The organism is Streptomyces sp. NPDC085944, from assembly GCF_040686295.1.
Classification (GTDB): domain Bacteria; phylum Actinomycetota; class Actinomycetes; order Streptomycetales; family Streptomycetaceae; genus Streptomyces; species Streptomyces salinarius.
This window is the reverse complement of record NZ_JBFBJX010000024.1, coordinates 65,143-78,402: the sequence shown is the minus strand read 5'-3', so window position 1 is coordinate 78,402 and position 13,260 is coordinate 65,143. Positions and strand designations below refer to the sequence as shown.

The window sequence follows — 13,260 nt, the reverse complement described above, 5'->3', positions numbered from 1 at the left end:
GCAGGGGGGACCCTGTGGGAGAGTAGGACGCCGCCGAACAATTATTGCGAGGAAGCCCCGCACCGGGAACGGTGCGGGGCTTTCTGCGTTCACGGCCTACTGTTTCTGGCCCACCAGTTTCGTCTCGTAGGCCAGGATGACCGCCTGCACGCGGTCCCTCGAACCCGTCTTGGCCAGGATGCGGCCCACATGGGTTTTGACCGTCGACTCGGCCAGGTGGAAGCGCTCGGCTATCTCCGTGTTGGTCCAGCCCTGGCCCATGACGCGCAGGATCTCGGTCTCGCGTTCGGTGAGCGCGGTCAGGCGGGGATCCGGGGAGGAGGCCGGAGAGCCGCCGGAGTCGGCCGGTCCCGCGGTGGCCGGCAGATGGTGGACGTAGGCGTCGAGCAGGCGGCGGGTGAGGCTCGGGGCGACCACCGCGTCGCCCGTGGCCACCGCGCGGATGCCGGAGAGGAGCTCCTCCGGCTGGGCGTCCTTGACGAGGAAGCCGGACGCACCGGCGCGCAGGCCGGAGTAGGCGTACTCGTCGAGGTCGAAGGTCGTGAGGATGAGGACACGGGAGCGGCCTCCGCCGGCGACGATGCGGCGGGTCGCCTCGATACCGTCCAGGCCGGGCATGCGGACGTCCATGAGGACGACGTCGGGGCGGAGTTCGGCCGTCAGCCGGGCGGCTTCGGCCCCGTCGGCCGCCTCCCCCACGACCGTCATGTCGTCCTGGCTCTCCAGGAGCATCCGGAAGCCGAAGCGCTGGAGCGGCTGGTCGTCGGCGATGAGCACGGTCGTCACTGCGGGGATTCCTCCGGTAGGTGCAGATGGACGCGCCAGCCCCGTTCGGGAGCCGGGCGTGGGCCGGCCTCAAGTGTGCCGCCGTACAGGGACGTTCGTTCCCGCATCCCTGGCAGGCCGCGGCCGCCGGTGAGGCCCGGGGACGGGGGTGGGGCCGCCCGGCCCGTGTCGGTGACGGTGAGGGTGACGGCGCCGCCCGCCCCGTAGGAGAGGTCGATGTCGGCGGTGGCGTCGGGGCCGGCGTGCTTGAGGGTGTTGGTCAGGGCTTCCTGGATGACGCGGTAGAGGGTGAGCTGGCGGCCCTCGGGGAGTGTCGGCTCGCCCTTGACGGTCTTGCGGACGGGCAGCCCGGCCTGGCGGACGCCGTCGAGGAGGTGGTCGAGGTCGGTGAGGGCCGGCTGCGGAGCCAGTTCGGGAGCCGTGGGCGTGCCGTCCTGGGCGTCGTCGCGCAGGACGTCCAGGAGGCGGCGGAGTTCGCCGAGGGCCTGGCGGCTGGTGGTGCTGATGGCGTCGAGGGCCTGCACGGCGCGGTCGGGGGACTTCGCGGCGGCGTAGCGGCCGCCGTCGGCGAGACCGGTGATGACGGAGAGGTTGTGGCCGATGATGTCGTGCATCTCCCGGGCTATGCGGGCGCGTTCGGCCGCGGCGGCGAGCCGGACCTGCTGGTGGCGTTCCGTCTCCAGGCGGTGGGCGCGGTCTTCGAGGGCGTCGGTGTAGTTGCGGCGGGTGCGGACCGTGATGCCGATGAGCGCCGCGACCGCGACGGACATCAGCTGCGCCCCGATCTGCTGCTCCCAGGTGGGCTGGTCGCCGTAACGGATGGCCGAGGCGGCGACGGGGGTGAGGACGAGGAGGGCGGCCCAGGAGAGGGTGCGCAAGGACAGGCGCAGGGCGATGTGGAAGACGACGAGCAGTTGGAGCATGGCGGCCTGGAGGACGGCGCCGCTCCAGGCGTTGAGGAGGGCGACCGGGGTCATGATGAGCAGTACCGCCGCCGGGTGGGAGCGGCGCCACAGGAGCGGAACCGTGAAGCCCAGGCTCAGGGCGAGCAGCAGGCCGCTGGGGACGTCCAGGTCGTGGGCGACGTAGCGCTTGCCGCCGTTGAGGTAGGCGCTGAGGTCGATGAGGGCGGCCGTCAGCCAGAATCCGGTCAGGTGGAGGTCCCACACGAGTGGACGGCGGCGGTCGAAGCCTCGGACTCGCCGGGTGAAGCGCTGGATGTACTCGGTGAGGGGTTCGGCGACTCGGTCCTCCGGTGCGGGCCGGGCGGCGTCCACGTGGTCCATCCGACCATGGTCGGGGGTACGGGGGCGGGAGGCGTCGTTCCGCAGGCCGTATATGAGGTGAGGGGCGTAGTACCCGGGTATTACGGTGGCCGGCATGAGTGCCTCCGTCCCCGGTGACTACGTGATCCGCTCCATACGCGCCGACGAGTGGCCCGCAGTGAAGGAGCTGCGGCTGCGTGCGCTGCGGGACCCGGTCGCGGACCTCGCGTACCTGGAGACGTACGAGGATGCCGCCCCGCGTCCGGACTCCTACTGGCGGGAGCGGGCGGCCCGGGGTGCGGAGGGGCCCGGTGGGGCCCGGCAGATCGTGGCCGAGGGGCCCGGTGGGCTGTGGCTCGGCACGCTGACGGTGGTCGTGGAGGAGGCCGGGACGACCGATTGGGCCGGGTTTCCGGTGGAGCGGCGGCAGGGGCACGTCGTCGGGGTGTTCGTGCGGGCCGAGTGGCGGGGGAGCGGGCTGACCAAAGCGCTGTTCGACGCCGGTCGCGAGTGGGCGCAGGCCAACGGCATGGAGCGGATGCGGCTCATCGTTCATCCGGACAACGAGCGGGCGCAGGGGGCGTACCGCAAGGCCGGGTTCGTGCCGAGCGGGCGGACGGTGCCGCTGGTGGGCGGGCCCGGTGACTACGAGCTGGAGTACGTGCTCGAGCGCTGACGGCGCCGTCCTCCGGTCAGACGGGGAGCTCGTCGTGGGGCCAGCGGGCCCGGCCCTGTTCGCGGGAGCGGAGCAGGGCCAGGGTCGGCATGCCGAGCTCCGTGCCGGTGGCGAGCAGCTCCGGGAGCTGGGGGAGCGGGGCCACGGCTGCGACGTCGTCCAGGACGAGGGTCATTGGTGGGTCGAGGCGACCGGAGGATGACCGTTCGGCCATGCGCCGGCCGCGCTCGACCACGCTGGAGACGAGCGCCGTCAGCAGCGGCATCGCGCCCGGGCTCGTCCGGGGGTCCTCAATGGATTCCCCCACCACGTAAAGGGTTCCCTGTTCGTGGACGAAGGAATCCAAGGCGAGGGCATCATTTCGGTTGGGAGTGCAGGCCTCGCGAATGTTTACCGTGGAGAGGGCGGCCAGGGCACGGGCCGTCAGCTGCTGGGCCATGTCCCGGCGTTCGGGGTGGGCGGTGAGGGAACCTTCTAGTTCGCCCGCGGCGCCGGGGGCGGCCTTGGGGTGGGTGCGCAGGATGCGGACGGCGTCCTGGACCTGGAGGCCCTGGGACCAGCGGTGGACGTGGCGGACGGTGCGGCCGTCGATGGCGGCGGCGTGCAGGTAGCTGCGCAGCAGGAGTTCGGCCGTGTCGCCGAGCGCCTGGTCGAGGCGGGCGGTGGGACGGACCGGTGCGAGGAGGGCGGCGGCTCTGGCGGTGGCCGTCGCCTTGTCCTCGCAGCCCGCGGTGGGGGACCAGTGGAAGCGGGCGGGGGTGTCGCAGAGGTGGTTCGGGTCGTAGAGGTGGGTGGGGCCGAGTTTGGCGCGGGCGTCCTTGGTCTCCGACCAGAGGGCGGGGCTGGACGTGATGACGAGGGCGGCGCCCTCCGCGTCTCGCAGGGCGCCGGTTGCGGTGTGGTGGCGGCTGTCCCTTGGGCCGTAGTGCACCCCGCCTTCGGCGCGGTGGGGCTCCCATCCGCCCACCCGTTGGCCGTGGGACACGGAGGCCAGGGGTTCGGGTTCCGGAGCCGGGGCTTGTTGCGGCGCCCTGGGGGTGGGCACCTCGTGCGCCGGTACCTCGCTCACCGGTACCTCGTGTACCGGTGCTTCCCGGACTCGGGGCTCTCTGACCGGCCGCTCCTGCGCCGCCGATGCCGGTGCCGGCGACTCGCGCCTCCGCTGCCGTACCGCGCGCCACCGGGCCACCGTGCCCATCACGAACACCGTGAGTACCACCAGCACCATCAGCTGGCCGATGAACAGGCCCCAGAACAGCCCGTAACCGGAGAGCGCCGCCTCGGGGGCGTCCGGCCAGGCGCCGGGGATGTCGTGGGGTTCGGCGATCAGGTGGCGCATGGCCGACGGGGTGTCGGTGAAGCCGACGCCGTCGGGCCAGGAGCCGTGGGCGAACAGGGCGGACAGGCCCGTCGCCGTCCACACCAGCAGGGTCATGCCGAGGAGGAAGGCCAGTACGCCGATCAGCAGGCCGTCGGGGATACCGCCCTGGGCCGGCCGCTGATCGCGGCGGTCGTCCGGTCTCATGCGTCCGGTGCCTCTCCGTTTCTGGTCCTGCGCCACCGTCGTCCTACGCCACCGTCGATTCCGACGAGTCGCCGATGTGCTGCTCCATGAACGCCGCAGCCCGCTCCTCCGCCTCCAGCTCGGCGGCGCGCAGGGCGTCGTCGGTCAGGTGGTCGGCGGAGGACTCGGTCATCGCGCGGTCGGTGAAGACCAACGGGCGTTCGGTCTCGGTGATCAGGTGCTTGACCACCTGGACGTTGCCGTTGACGTCCCACACCGCGATGCCGGGGGTGAGGGAGGGGATGATCTCCACCGCCCAGCGGGGCAGGCCGAGGACGCGTCCGGTGGCGCGTGCCTCGTCGGCCTTCTGGGCGTAGATGGTGCGGGTGGAGGCCATCTTGAGGATGGCCGCGGCCTCTCTGGCCGCCGCCCCGTCCACGACGTCGGACAGATGGTGGACCACCGCCACGAACGACAGACCCAGCCGGCGCCCGAACTTCAGCAGCCGCTGGAACAGCTGCGCCACGAACGGGCTGTTGATGATGTGCCAGGCCTCCTCGACCAGGAAGATGCGCTTCTTCCGGTCGGGGCGGATCCAGGTGTGCTCCAGCCAGACGCCCACGATGGCCATGAGGATCGGCATCGCGATGGAGTTGCGGTCGATGTGGGAGAGGTCGAAGACGATGAGCGGTGCGTCGAGGTCGATGCCGACGGTCGTCGGGCCGTCGAACATGCCGCGCAGGTCGCCGTCGACGAGGCGGTCCAGGACCAGCGCCACGTCCAGGCCCCAGGCCCGTACGTCGTCTATGGCGACGTTCATCGCCTCGGCCGACTCCGGCTCGGGGTGGCGGAGCCGCTCGACGATGTCGGTGAGGACCGGCTGGCGTTCGACGATGGTCTCGTTGACGTAGGCGTGCGCGACCTTGAGCGCGAAGCCCGAGCGTTCGTCGAGGCCGTGGCCCATCGCCACCTCGATGATCGTCCTCAGCAGCGCCAGCTGGCCCGTCGTCGTGATCGCGGGGTCGAGGGGGTTGAGGCGGATGCCGTGGTCCAGGGCGGCCATCGGGTCGAGGCGGATGGGCGTTATGCCCAGCTCCTCGGCGATGAGGTTCCACTCGCCGACGCCGTCCTCGCCCTGGGCGTCCAGGACGACGACCTGGCGGTCGCGGAAGCGCAGCTGGCGCAGGACGTACGTCTTCTCCAGGGCCGACTTGCCGTTGCCGGACTCGCCCAGCACCAGCCAGTGCGGGGCGGGGAGTTGCTGGCCGTAGAGCTGGAAGGGGTCGTAGATGTAGCCCTTGCCGGAGTAGACCTCGCGGCCGATGATCACGCCGGAGTCGCCGAGGCCGGGGGCGGCCGTCGGCAGGTAGACGGCCTGGGCCTGGCCGGTGGACGTGCGGACGGGGAGGCGGGTCGTCTCCACCTTCCCGAACAGGAAGGACGTGAAGGCGTCGGTGAGGACGGTCAGCGGGTCCCGCATCAGGCTCAGCCCCTACCTTCGGATGCCGGTGGCGAACGGAAGAGTGTTCACGAAGGCGCGATGGTGCTCACGGTCGCACCACTCCAGTTTCAGGTACGACTTTCCGGCCGACGCCCTTATCGTCCGCTTGTCGCGGGCCAGGGCCTCGGGGGTGCGGGAGGAGACGGTGATGTAGCCGACGAGGTTGACGCCGGCCGCGCCGCTGGCGAGGTCCTCGCCGCGCTGGTCGAGGCGGCCGTGGGCGGCGATGTCGCGGGGGTCCACGGTCCGGTTCATCTTGGCGGCGCGGGACGCCTCGGCGTCGTCGTTCGTCTTCTCGGTCAGCATGCGCTCGATGGCGACCTCGGTGGGTTCGAGGTCCATCGTCACGGCGACGGTGCGGATCACGTCCGGGGTGTGGACGAGGAGCGGTGCCAGGAAGTTGACGCCCACCGGGGTCATCGGCCACTCCTTGATCCAGGCGGTGGCGTGGCACCAGGGGGCGCGGGTGGCGGACTCGCGGGTCTTGGCCTGGAGGTAGGTGGGCTCCATGGCGTCCAGCTCGGCCGGCCAGGCGTTGCGCTTGGTCATCGCCTGAATGTGGTCGATGGGGTGGTCCGGGTCGTACATGGCGTGGATCAGGGAGGCGAGCCGGCCCTGGCCGAGCGGCTGGCGCACCCGGATGTCGGCCTCCTGGAGGCGCGAGCAGATGTCGGTCAGCTCGCGCGCCATCACGACCGCGAGGCCGGCGTCCCGGTCCAGCTTGCGCCCGGTGTGCGGGCGGGCGGCGCGGGCCATGGTGTGCGCTTCCGCGGCCAGCTCGCGGTTGTAGTGCATGCAGGCGATCAGGTACGCGCGGTGCTGCTCGCTGCTGGTGGACACCATCGACTGGAGCTGGTCGTACGACTGCTGCAGCCACGGCGGCGACCTGTCGTCGCCGCGCTGGGCGACGTCCTTGGCGTGCGCGTCCGGGTCGGCGGGGAGGGTGCGGGCGAGCATCTGGATGCGGGTGACGAAGCCGTCGCCGTTGGCCACGTGCTTGAGCAGGGTGCCGAAGCGGTCGACGAGGGCTTCCTGGTCCTCGGAGTCGCGCAGGCCGACGCCGGGCCCCTCGATCTCGATGGCGGCCGTCACGGTCTTGCGGTCGGCGTGCAGCAGTACGGCGATCTCGTCCGGCCCGAAGGGCGCCGCCAGCCAGGAGATGCGGCCGATGCCGGGCGGCGGCCCGACCTCGACCTCCCGGCCGTCGATCCTCGTGCCCGCCTCGATGGCGCCGGAACGGTACGTCGTACCCCTGCGGAGCGTCCGCTTGTAGCTCCGGTTGATCTCGAACCACCGGTAGAACGTGCGGTGGTTGTACGGCACGTAGACGGCCGCCAGCGCGAGCATCGGGAAGCCGACGAGCAGCACGATGCGCAGGGACAGGACGGGGACGAGGAGCCCGCACATCATGCCGAGGAACGCGCCCGCGACGATCAGCGCGATCTCACCGGTCTCGCGGTTGCGGCCGACGATCGCGTTCGGCCGGGCGCGGCCGATCAGATACGTACGGCGGGGCGTGACCGTATGGGACATGTGGGACTCGGTCGTCAACGCCCGTCACCTCCTGTGCTCTTGCTGCTGCGGGTGTTGCCTGCGTGCGGTGTGTTCACCGGGCTGCCGGAGCGCGGTGCGGGTGCGGCGGAGGGGACATTTCCGCCGCCGCCGTTCGAGGGGCGCGAGCTGTGCGCGGCGACCCCGCCGGAGGCGGGGTTCGAGGGGCGGGCGGCGGCGGAGGACGAGGACTGTCCGCCGCCGTCGCCGTTGTTGCGGCTGCTGTGGGTTCTGATGCCCTGGGCGACGAGGTTCGCCGGGGAGCTGATCACGGCGGCGGCCTTGCCCTCGGCGCCCTGCATGATGCGGTTGTTGCGGCCGTTGGCGATCTCGTCGCCGAAGCCGGGGACGAAGCGGTAGATCATCGCCGAGGCGAAGATAGCGAGCAGGATGATGGCGAGACCGGAGACGATGGCGGCGACGGAGTCCGGCCCCTCGGACGTGGTCAGCGCGCCGGCGAGACCCAGGACGATGACGATCACGGGCTTCACCATGATCACGGCGATCATGATGCCCGCCCAGCGGCGGACGTGGCCCCACAGGTTCTTGTCGACCAGGCCGGCGTAGACGACGACGCCGAGCAGGGCGCCGACATAGAGCAGGACGGCGCGCAGATACAGCTCCAGGTAGAGCACGCCGGCGGCGATGATCGACACGAACGACACCAGGATCAGCATGATCGGGCCGCCGCCGATGTCGTTGCCCTGCTTCAGCGCCTCGCTGAACGTGCCGAAGAACGTGTCCGTCTGGTCGCCGGTGCCCTTGGCGAGGACGTCGGTGACGGCGTCGGTGGCCGATACGACCGTGTACAGGATCAACGGCGTGAAGGCCGACGCCAGCACGGTGAGCCAGAGGAACCCGACGGCCTCGGAGAGCGCGGTGGTGAAGGGGACGCCGCGCACGGCCCGCTTGGCCACCGCCAGCAGCCACAGGACCAGGGTGAGGATGGTCGACGCGGCGAAGACGATGCCGTACTGCTTGAGGAAGGTGCCGTTCGTGAAGTCGACGTCGGCGGTGTTCTGCACGGCGTTGCTGAGCGTGTCGACGGTCCAGGCGGCGGCGTCGGCACAGCCCTTGGCGAGGGAGGAGAGGGGGTCGAGGGTGTCGGGGAGGGTGTCGGGGGTGCCACCGCTGCGCTGGGCTGCGCCTTCGCCTCGTTCGCAGTAGTCCTTGGCGGGGCCCACGATGAGGTCGCAGTTGTCGTTCGACGGGGTCGGCGACGGTGTGGGGGCGGCTACTGCACGCGTGGCGAGCAGTACGAGCGTGGCCTGCACGGCGGTCAAGGCAGCTGCGGCCTTGAGTACGCGACGCTGGTTAGCGGGCATACGTGAACCCTCCGTACTCCTGGACGGCCTTGGACATCTCGTCGGCGGTGGATGCCTTGTTGTCTCCGGGAACTGGCGCGGGACCGTCCTTTTGGGAGAAGGACTCGACCTTCCAGTCGTTGTCCACCCAGCGCAGCTGCAGGGTCATGGTGAACCAGTCGCTGCTGACGGGGGTTGTTGTCTTTTCACCCGCGGTGCCGAACACACCCGTGCACCAGACGTCCACGGTCGCGGCCGTGTCGGAGTACTGCGTCGTCTTGGTCCCGATCGGCATGGTGCGAGAGACGTAGGCGTTGCCACCTGTGGCGTTGCCGTTCTTGTCCAGGCCCATGGAGCTGAGGAACTTCTGGCTGTAGACCTTGTCGAATCTGTCGGTCAGAGCAGCCTGTTTGCCAGCCACGAAGACCTGCCGCACGATCTCCTCACGCCGGGCAGGCTTGAGGATGTCGGCCGACACGAGCGCCACCGCGTAGTTCGCCGCCGCGCTCTGCGCCCCCTGCTCGTCATGGGCGAAGCCCGACTGGACCGGGCGGGTCCCCGTGGGTGCTGTCGCCGACGTCTTCGGCTTGTCCCCGGTGCCACCCTCCGCGGATGCGGAATCGTCTCCTCCACGGTTCGCGAAGGCGATCGCCGCGATGAGCAGGACGACGACGCCGACCACGGTGACCAGGCTCCGGGAGGAGGAACGCCCGCCGCGTCGGGAGGCGCCGTCCTCCTCCGGGAGCCGGAGCCTGGTCCGGCCGGTGCCGCCGTAATCGCCGGACGACTGGTGATCGTCTCCGAGACTCATGCCGCGTACGCCCCCTCGACGTCGGGTCGGCCGTGTACGTACGACGGTAGCCGTGCTGGGTCCCGCTCGGGCGCGGTGTTATGACTCGACATCAGGGAAACGCAACCTCAGCCGGTTGGCACGACGGGCGGGTGGGATGGACGGGGTGGGACGGATGGGTGCCGGGCTATACGGCCATTCCGTACACGATGGTGAACAGCGTGCCGAGTGAGCCGATGATGAACACACCCGTCAGCCCCGCGATGATCAGGCCCTTGCCCTGCTCCGCGCTGAAGGTGTCCCGGAGCGCGGTGGCCCCGATGCGCTGCTTGGCGGCGCCCCAGATGGCGATGCCGAGGCAGAGCAGAATGGCGACGGCCATGACGACCTGGACCATCGTCTTCGCCTCGGTCCCCAGCGCACCGAAGGGGCCCCAGTCCGGAGCGATCCCCCCGATGATGGTGTTGATGTCTCCCTCGTCGGCCGCAAAGAGCATGTAAGTCACCGCCCCTGTTGGGTAGTTCCGCGCCCTCTGCGGGCGTGCAGAGGTCAAGCCTCATTGTCGCCGACGATGACGCCCTGGCATGTCGCCTTGGCGTCATTGTTTGGCGGGTTTTATGCGAACAGCTTGCCACCGTCCGGCGCCGGCTGGTCAGTCGGCGCCCAGACGGCTACTGGTGGTCGTATCGTCACTCTGTGTATCACGACGGGGCATGGCTGGCAACGATGTGTAAGCGAAACCTGTCATGCGGTTCGATCGTTAGGCCCTGATTAGAAGTCAGAGGCCCGGCGTCGTCCCGGGCTTAGGCGTCACGCGGCCGGTGCCGCCAGGCGGAAGCCCACGCCGATCGCTGCGAGGTCCGGTTCGTAGGCGCCGTGGCGGCGGGCGCACCGGGCCAGGTCCCGGTCGTGGCGGAACGCGCCGCCCCGGGTGATGTGCCGGTCGAAGGCCCAGTCCTCGGTGCGCGGCACCTCCTCGGGTGCGCCGGGGTAGGGGGCGTAGAGGGTGGACGTCCACTCGTCGGCGTTGCCTGCCATGTCCAGCACCCCGAACGGGCCGGCTCCGGCCGGGAACGAGCCGACCGGCGTCGTGGTGCCGATGCCGAGGTCCACCAGATTGGCCAGGCCGGTGCGGTACTCCTCGCCCCACGGGAACTCCCGGGCGTCGTCGCCCCGGGCGGCGCGTTCCCACTCGTCCTCCGTGGGCAGCCGTACGGCCGGGCCGCCGAGCCGCTCCCCGATCCACCGGCAGTAGTCCGTCGCCGCCTCCCAGGTGACGCCGATGACCGGGTGGTCCGACGGCGACGACCTGGGGAGCGGTCGATCGGTCGCTGCCGCGTAGCGGCTCCACTGGCCGACCGTGACCGGTGTGCGGGCGATCCGGAAGGCGGGGACGTGGATCTCCGCGCGGGGTGTCTCCTTCAGGTACCACTCCAGCGGCACGCCGGTGTCCGCGTAGCGGCGGGCCACGGCCCGCACCTCGTCCACCGGCGTGCCCCGACGCAGTAGCCCGGCCGGGACGTCGACCCAGTCCACCTGTTCCACCTGTTCCACCTGTGGCCCCTCCTCGACTTGAGCGAACGAGCCACATGATCACGCCGGTGGACGCGGCCCCGCCTCGGCCTGCGGACCCATCTCGGGAGCGACCTTGGGACCAGGGCTGTCTCCGTGGCCGGCGGTCGGCTGTCCGACTTCACGATGGGCAGGGCGCCGACGGTGGTGGGGGTGACGGTGAGTATGGAACCGGTGGGGTCGCTGCTTTCCGCCGGATGGACGACGCCGGGGGCTGCGGCGACATGGACGCCTGCGCGGACGCCGTGGGGGTGTCCGTACTGTGCGAGCTCGGCGCGTCGAGGGGCGGCAAGCTGCTGTGGGCCGAGTGCGGACGGGACGACATGGCCGGGAAACGCCACTGAACGGCGTTCGTATGGGGGATGGTTGGACCATGCGCAAGATGTGGGTCGGTGCCGGTGCCGCGGTTGCCCTGGGGATGGGCTTCGTGATGCTGCTCGTCGTGGGGGTCTACCTCGTCGCCGGGAATCTGGCCGGCGGCGCGGGCGGCGGGGCCAAGAAGCTCGCCAAGGGGAGCGTGCCCGCGGCGTACCAGCCGATCGTGCAGAAGTGGGGCAACCTCTGCCCCGCCATCAACCCGGCCTTGCTCGCGGCCCAGTTGTACCAGGAGAGCGGGTTCAACCCGAAGGCGCGGAGCGCGGCGGCGGCGCAGGGGATAGCGCAGTTCATCCCCGGGACGTGGGCCACCCACGGCATCGACGGGGACGGGGACGGGGACCGCGACGTGTGGGACCCGGCGGACGCGATCCCGTCGGCGGCGTCGTACGACTGCTCCCTCGCCTCGTACGTGAAGGACGTGCCCGGCGACCCGACCGAGAACATGCTGGCCTCCTACAACGCGGGGGCCTACGCGGTGATCAAGTACCAGGGCGTGCCGCCGTACAAGGAGACGCAGAACTACGTCAAGGTCATCACGACGCTGGAGAAGAGCTTCGCCGCGCCCACCGGCCGCGTCGACCCGTCCGAGCAGGCCGCCGGGGCGATCGCCTTCGCGCAGAAGAAGCTCGGGACGCCGTATCTGTGGGGTGGGAACGGGACCGCCGACCAGGGTGGGCGGTTCGACTGCTCGGGGCTGACCAAGGCCGCGTACGAGAGTGTGGGGATCGAGCTGCCGCGGGTCGCCAACGACCAGTACAACGCGGGGCCGCATCCCCGGCGGGAGGAGTTGCTCCCCGGGGACCTGGTGTTCTTCTCGGACGACCTCACCAACTCGCGGGCCATCCGGCACGTGGGGATCTACGTGGGCGGCGGATACATGATCGACGCGCCGCGGACGGGGGCCGTGATCCGGTTCGACCCGATCGACACGCCCGACTACTTCGGGGCCACCCGGGTCACCGAGGATGGCGCGAAAGCATTGCCCACCACGGTGTGAATGGGAGGGTTTGAACCCAGCGTGAAACCCTGCCCTGAGCTGCGGAGACGTGTCTCTCTTCGATAACGTCTGCGTGATCATTCAGTGGAGTGTGGAACGTATCGACGGGGACCGTGCGTTCCTGTTGACGTGAGCTGACCACGGGGGTGGCAGAAGAGGCGTGCGCTCGGTGCGCCTCAGGACATGACGAAGGGGCCGCAGCACCATGGCTGGACTCGCCGAATCCGGGTCGAACCCCGACGTCGAGCTGCTCTACGACATCAACGGCCTGGCCAAGGACGCACCGCACTGGTTCGACCGGGTCATGGAGTTCGTCGGCGAGTACGGACTGCTGTTCGCGATCGTGCTGCTGGTGCTGTGGTGCTGGTGGGGCGTGCGCCGGCGGGGCGGTGAGGACGCGGCGTCGACCGTGGCCGCTTTGGTCTGGGCGCCGCTCGCGGCCGGAGTCGCCGTACTCGTCAACGTGCCGATACGGGGCTTCGTCGAGCGGCCCCGGCCCTTCAAGTCCCATGACGGGCTGGAGGTGTTGGTGCAGGGGAAGAACGACTTCTCCTTCGTGAGCGATCACGCCACGCTCTGCATGGCCCTGGCCGTCGCCCTGTTCGTCGCCAACCGGAAGTTCGGGATCGCCGCCATCGTGCTGGCGCTCTTCGGCGGCTTCGCCCGCGTCTACATGGGCGTGCACTACCCGACGGACGTCGTGGGCGGGTTCGCCCTCGGTACGGCGGTCGCGCTGCTGCTGTCGCCGGTGGCCATGGCGCTGCTGACGCCGCTGACCCGGGCCGTCGAGCGCTCGCCCCGGGTGGGGTGGCTGGTCAGCGCGCGAGGACGGTCGGGTGCCGCCGGACGCGGTTCCGTGATTCCGGAGGCGCGCGAGGAGAGTGGCGCCGAGGCGTCGGGCGAGCGGGATCTCGCCGCCTGACGTTCACCGATCGA

The 13,260-nt window shown here is 70.6% G+C and carries 13 protein-coding genes; 4 read left to right on the top strand and 9 right to left on the bottom strand.

Annotated features, from left to right (window positions below; all coding sequences use genetic code 11):
* Window positions 1–96: 96 nt before the first annotated feature.
* The gene (locus tag AB0P07_RS33235) at window positions 97–786 is read right to left on the bottom strand and encodes a response regulator transcription factor (protein ID WP_365557250.1); all 690 of its coding nucleotides are present in this window, start codon (window positions 784–786) and stop codon (window positions 97–99) included.
* Window positions 783–2,072, bottom strand: a complete 1,290-nt coding sequence (locus AB0P07_RS33230) for a histidine kinase (RefSeq protein WP_365557247.1) — start codon at window positions 2,070–2,072, stop codon at window positions 783–785. Before AB0P07_RS33230 ends, AB0P07_RS33235 begins: the two co-directional genes overlap by 4 nt.
* A 94-nt stretch (window positions 2,073–2,166) precedes the next feature.
* Between AB0P07_RS33230 and AB0P07_RS33225 the strand changes: the two genes are divergently transcribed.
* Entirely contained in the window at window positions 2,167–2,727 is a 561-nt protein-coding gene (locus AB0P07_RS33225) for a GNAT family N-acetyltransferase (RefSeq protein WP_365557244.1), read from the top strand.
* 16 nt (window positions 2,728–2,743) lie between these two features.
* Here the strand turns inward: AB0P07_RS33225 and AB0P07_RS33220 are convergent, their stop codons facing one another.
* The 7 genes from AB0P07_RS33220 to AB0P07_RS33190 form a co-directional block, all read right to left on the bottom strand.
* The gene (locus tag AB0P07_RS33220) at window positions 2,744–4,252 is read right to left on the bottom strand and encodes a type IV secretory system conjugative DNA transfer family protein (protein WP_365557242.1); all 1,509 of its coding nucleotides are present in this window, start codon (window positions 4,250–4,252) and stop codon (window positions 2,744–2,746) included.
* 43 nt (window positions 4,253–4,295) lie between these two features.
* A complete protein-coding gene (locus AB0P07_RS33215) occupies window positions 4,296–5,711 on the bottom strand; it encodes an ATP-binding protein (protein WP_003974843.1) in 1,416 nt (471 codons plus the stop codon).
* Window positions 5,712–5,723: 12 nt separating this feature from the next.
* On the bottom strand, window positions 5,724–7,283 hold the full coding sequence (locus tag AB0P07_RS33210; protein WP_362483814.1) for an SCO6880 family protein: 1,560 nt from the start codon (window positions 7,281–7,283) through the stop codon (window positions 5,724–5,726).
* Window positions 7,280–8,608, bottom strand: coding sequence for a hypothetical protein (locus tag AB0P07_RS33205; protein WP_365557239.1), 1,329 nt, complete (start codon window positions 8,606–8,608; stop codon window positions 7,280–7,282). Before AB0P07_RS33205 ends, AB0P07_RS33210 begins: the two co-directional genes overlap by 4 nt.
* Complete coding sequence (locus AB0P07_RS33200; protein ID WP_365557236.1) at window positions 8,598–9,398, bottom strand: hypothetical protein; 801 nt, start codon at window positions 9,396–9,398, stop codon at window positions 8,598–8,600. The genes AB0P07_RS33205 and AB0P07_RS33200 overlap by 11 nt, the downstream gene beginning before the upstream one ends.
* 166 nt (window positions 9,399–9,564) lie before the next feature.
* Complete coding sequence (locus AB0P07_RS33195) at window positions 9,565–9,873, bottom strand: membrane protein (RefSeq protein WP_003974839.1); 309 nt, start codon at window positions 9,871–9,873, stop codon at window positions 9,565–9,567.
* Between the two features lie 314 nt (window positions 9,874–10,187).
* Complete coding sequence (locus AB0P07_RS33190) at window positions 10,188–10,931, bottom strand: SUMF1/EgtB/PvdO family nonheme iron enzyme (RefSeq protein ID WP_365557233.1); 744 nt, start codon at window positions 10,929–10,931, stop codon at window positions 10,188–10,190.
* Between the two features lie 215 nt (window positions 10,932–11,146).
* On the opposite strand from AB0P07_RS33190, the gene AB0P07_RS33185 reads away from it, so the two are divergent.
* The 3 genes from AB0P07_RS33185 (at window position 11,147) to AB0P07_RS33175 (ending at window position 13,246) form a co-directional block, all read left to right on the top strand.
* Window positions 11,147–11,293: a hypothetical protein gene (locus AB0P07_RS33185; RefSeq protein WP_365557231.1), complete on the top strand. Its 147-nt coding sequence runs from the start codon at window positions 11,147–11,149 to the stop codon at window positions 11,291–11,293.
* Window positions 11,294–11,304: 11 nt separating this feature from the next.
* Complete coding sequence (locus tag AB0P07_RS33180; protein WP_102927776.1) at window positions 11,305–12,324, top strand: bifunctional lytic transglycosylase/C40 family peptidase; 1,020 nt, start codon at window positions 11,305–11,307, stop codon at window positions 12,322–12,324.
* Window positions 12,325–12,529: 205 nt separating this feature from the next.
* A complete protein-coding gene (locus AB0P07_RS33175; RefSeq protein WP_365557228.1) occupies window positions 12,530–13,246 on the top strand; it encodes a phosphatase PAP2 family protein in 717 nt (238 codons plus the stop codon).
* Window positions 13,247–13,260 lie beyond the last annotated feature (14 nt).

Bases quoted from the DNA above. Each gene is read 5' to 3' on its own strand.
- AB0P07_RS33230 (WP_365557247.1), bottom strand. From the start codon at position 2,072: ATGGACCACGTGGACGCCGCCCGGCCCGCACCGGAGGACCGAGTCGCC.
- AB0P07_RS33225 (WP_365557244.1), top strand. From the start codon at position 2,167: ATGAGTGCCTCCGTCCCCGGTGACTACGTGATCCGCTCCATACGCGCC.
- AB0P07_RS33220 (WP_365557242.1), bottom strand. From the start codon at position 4,252: ATGAGACCGGACGACCGCCGCGATCAGCGGCCGGCCCAGGGCGGTATC.
- AB0P07_RS33215 (WP_003974843.1), bottom strand. From the start codon at position 5,711: ATGCGGGACCCGCTGACCGTCCTCACCGACGCCTTCACGTCCTTCCTG.
- AB0P07_RS33205 (WP_365557239.1), bottom strand. From the start codon at position 8,608: ATGCCCGCTAACCAGCGTCGCGTACTCAAGGCCGCAGCTGCCTTGACC.
- AB0P07_RS33200 (WP_365557236.1), bottom strand. From the start codon at position 9,398: ATGAGTCTCGGAGACGATCACCAGTCGTCCGGCGATTACGGCGGCACC.
- AB0P07_RS33195 (WP_003974839.1), bottom strand. From the start codon at position 9,873: ATGCTCTTTGCGGCCGACGAGGGAGACATCAACACCATCATCGGGGGG.
- AB0P07_RS33185 (WP_365557231.1), top strand. From the start codon at position 11,147: ATGGACGACGCCGGGGGCTGCGGCGACATGGACGCCTGCGCGGACGCC.
- AB0P07_RS33180 (WP_102927776.1), top strand. From the start codon at position 11,305: ATGGGGGATGGTTGGACCATGCGCAAGATGTGGGTCGGTGCCGGTGCC.
- AB0P07_RS33175 (WP_365557228.1), top strand. From the start codon at position 12,530: ATGGCTGGACTCGCCGAATCCGGGTCGAACCCCGACGTCGAGCTGCTC.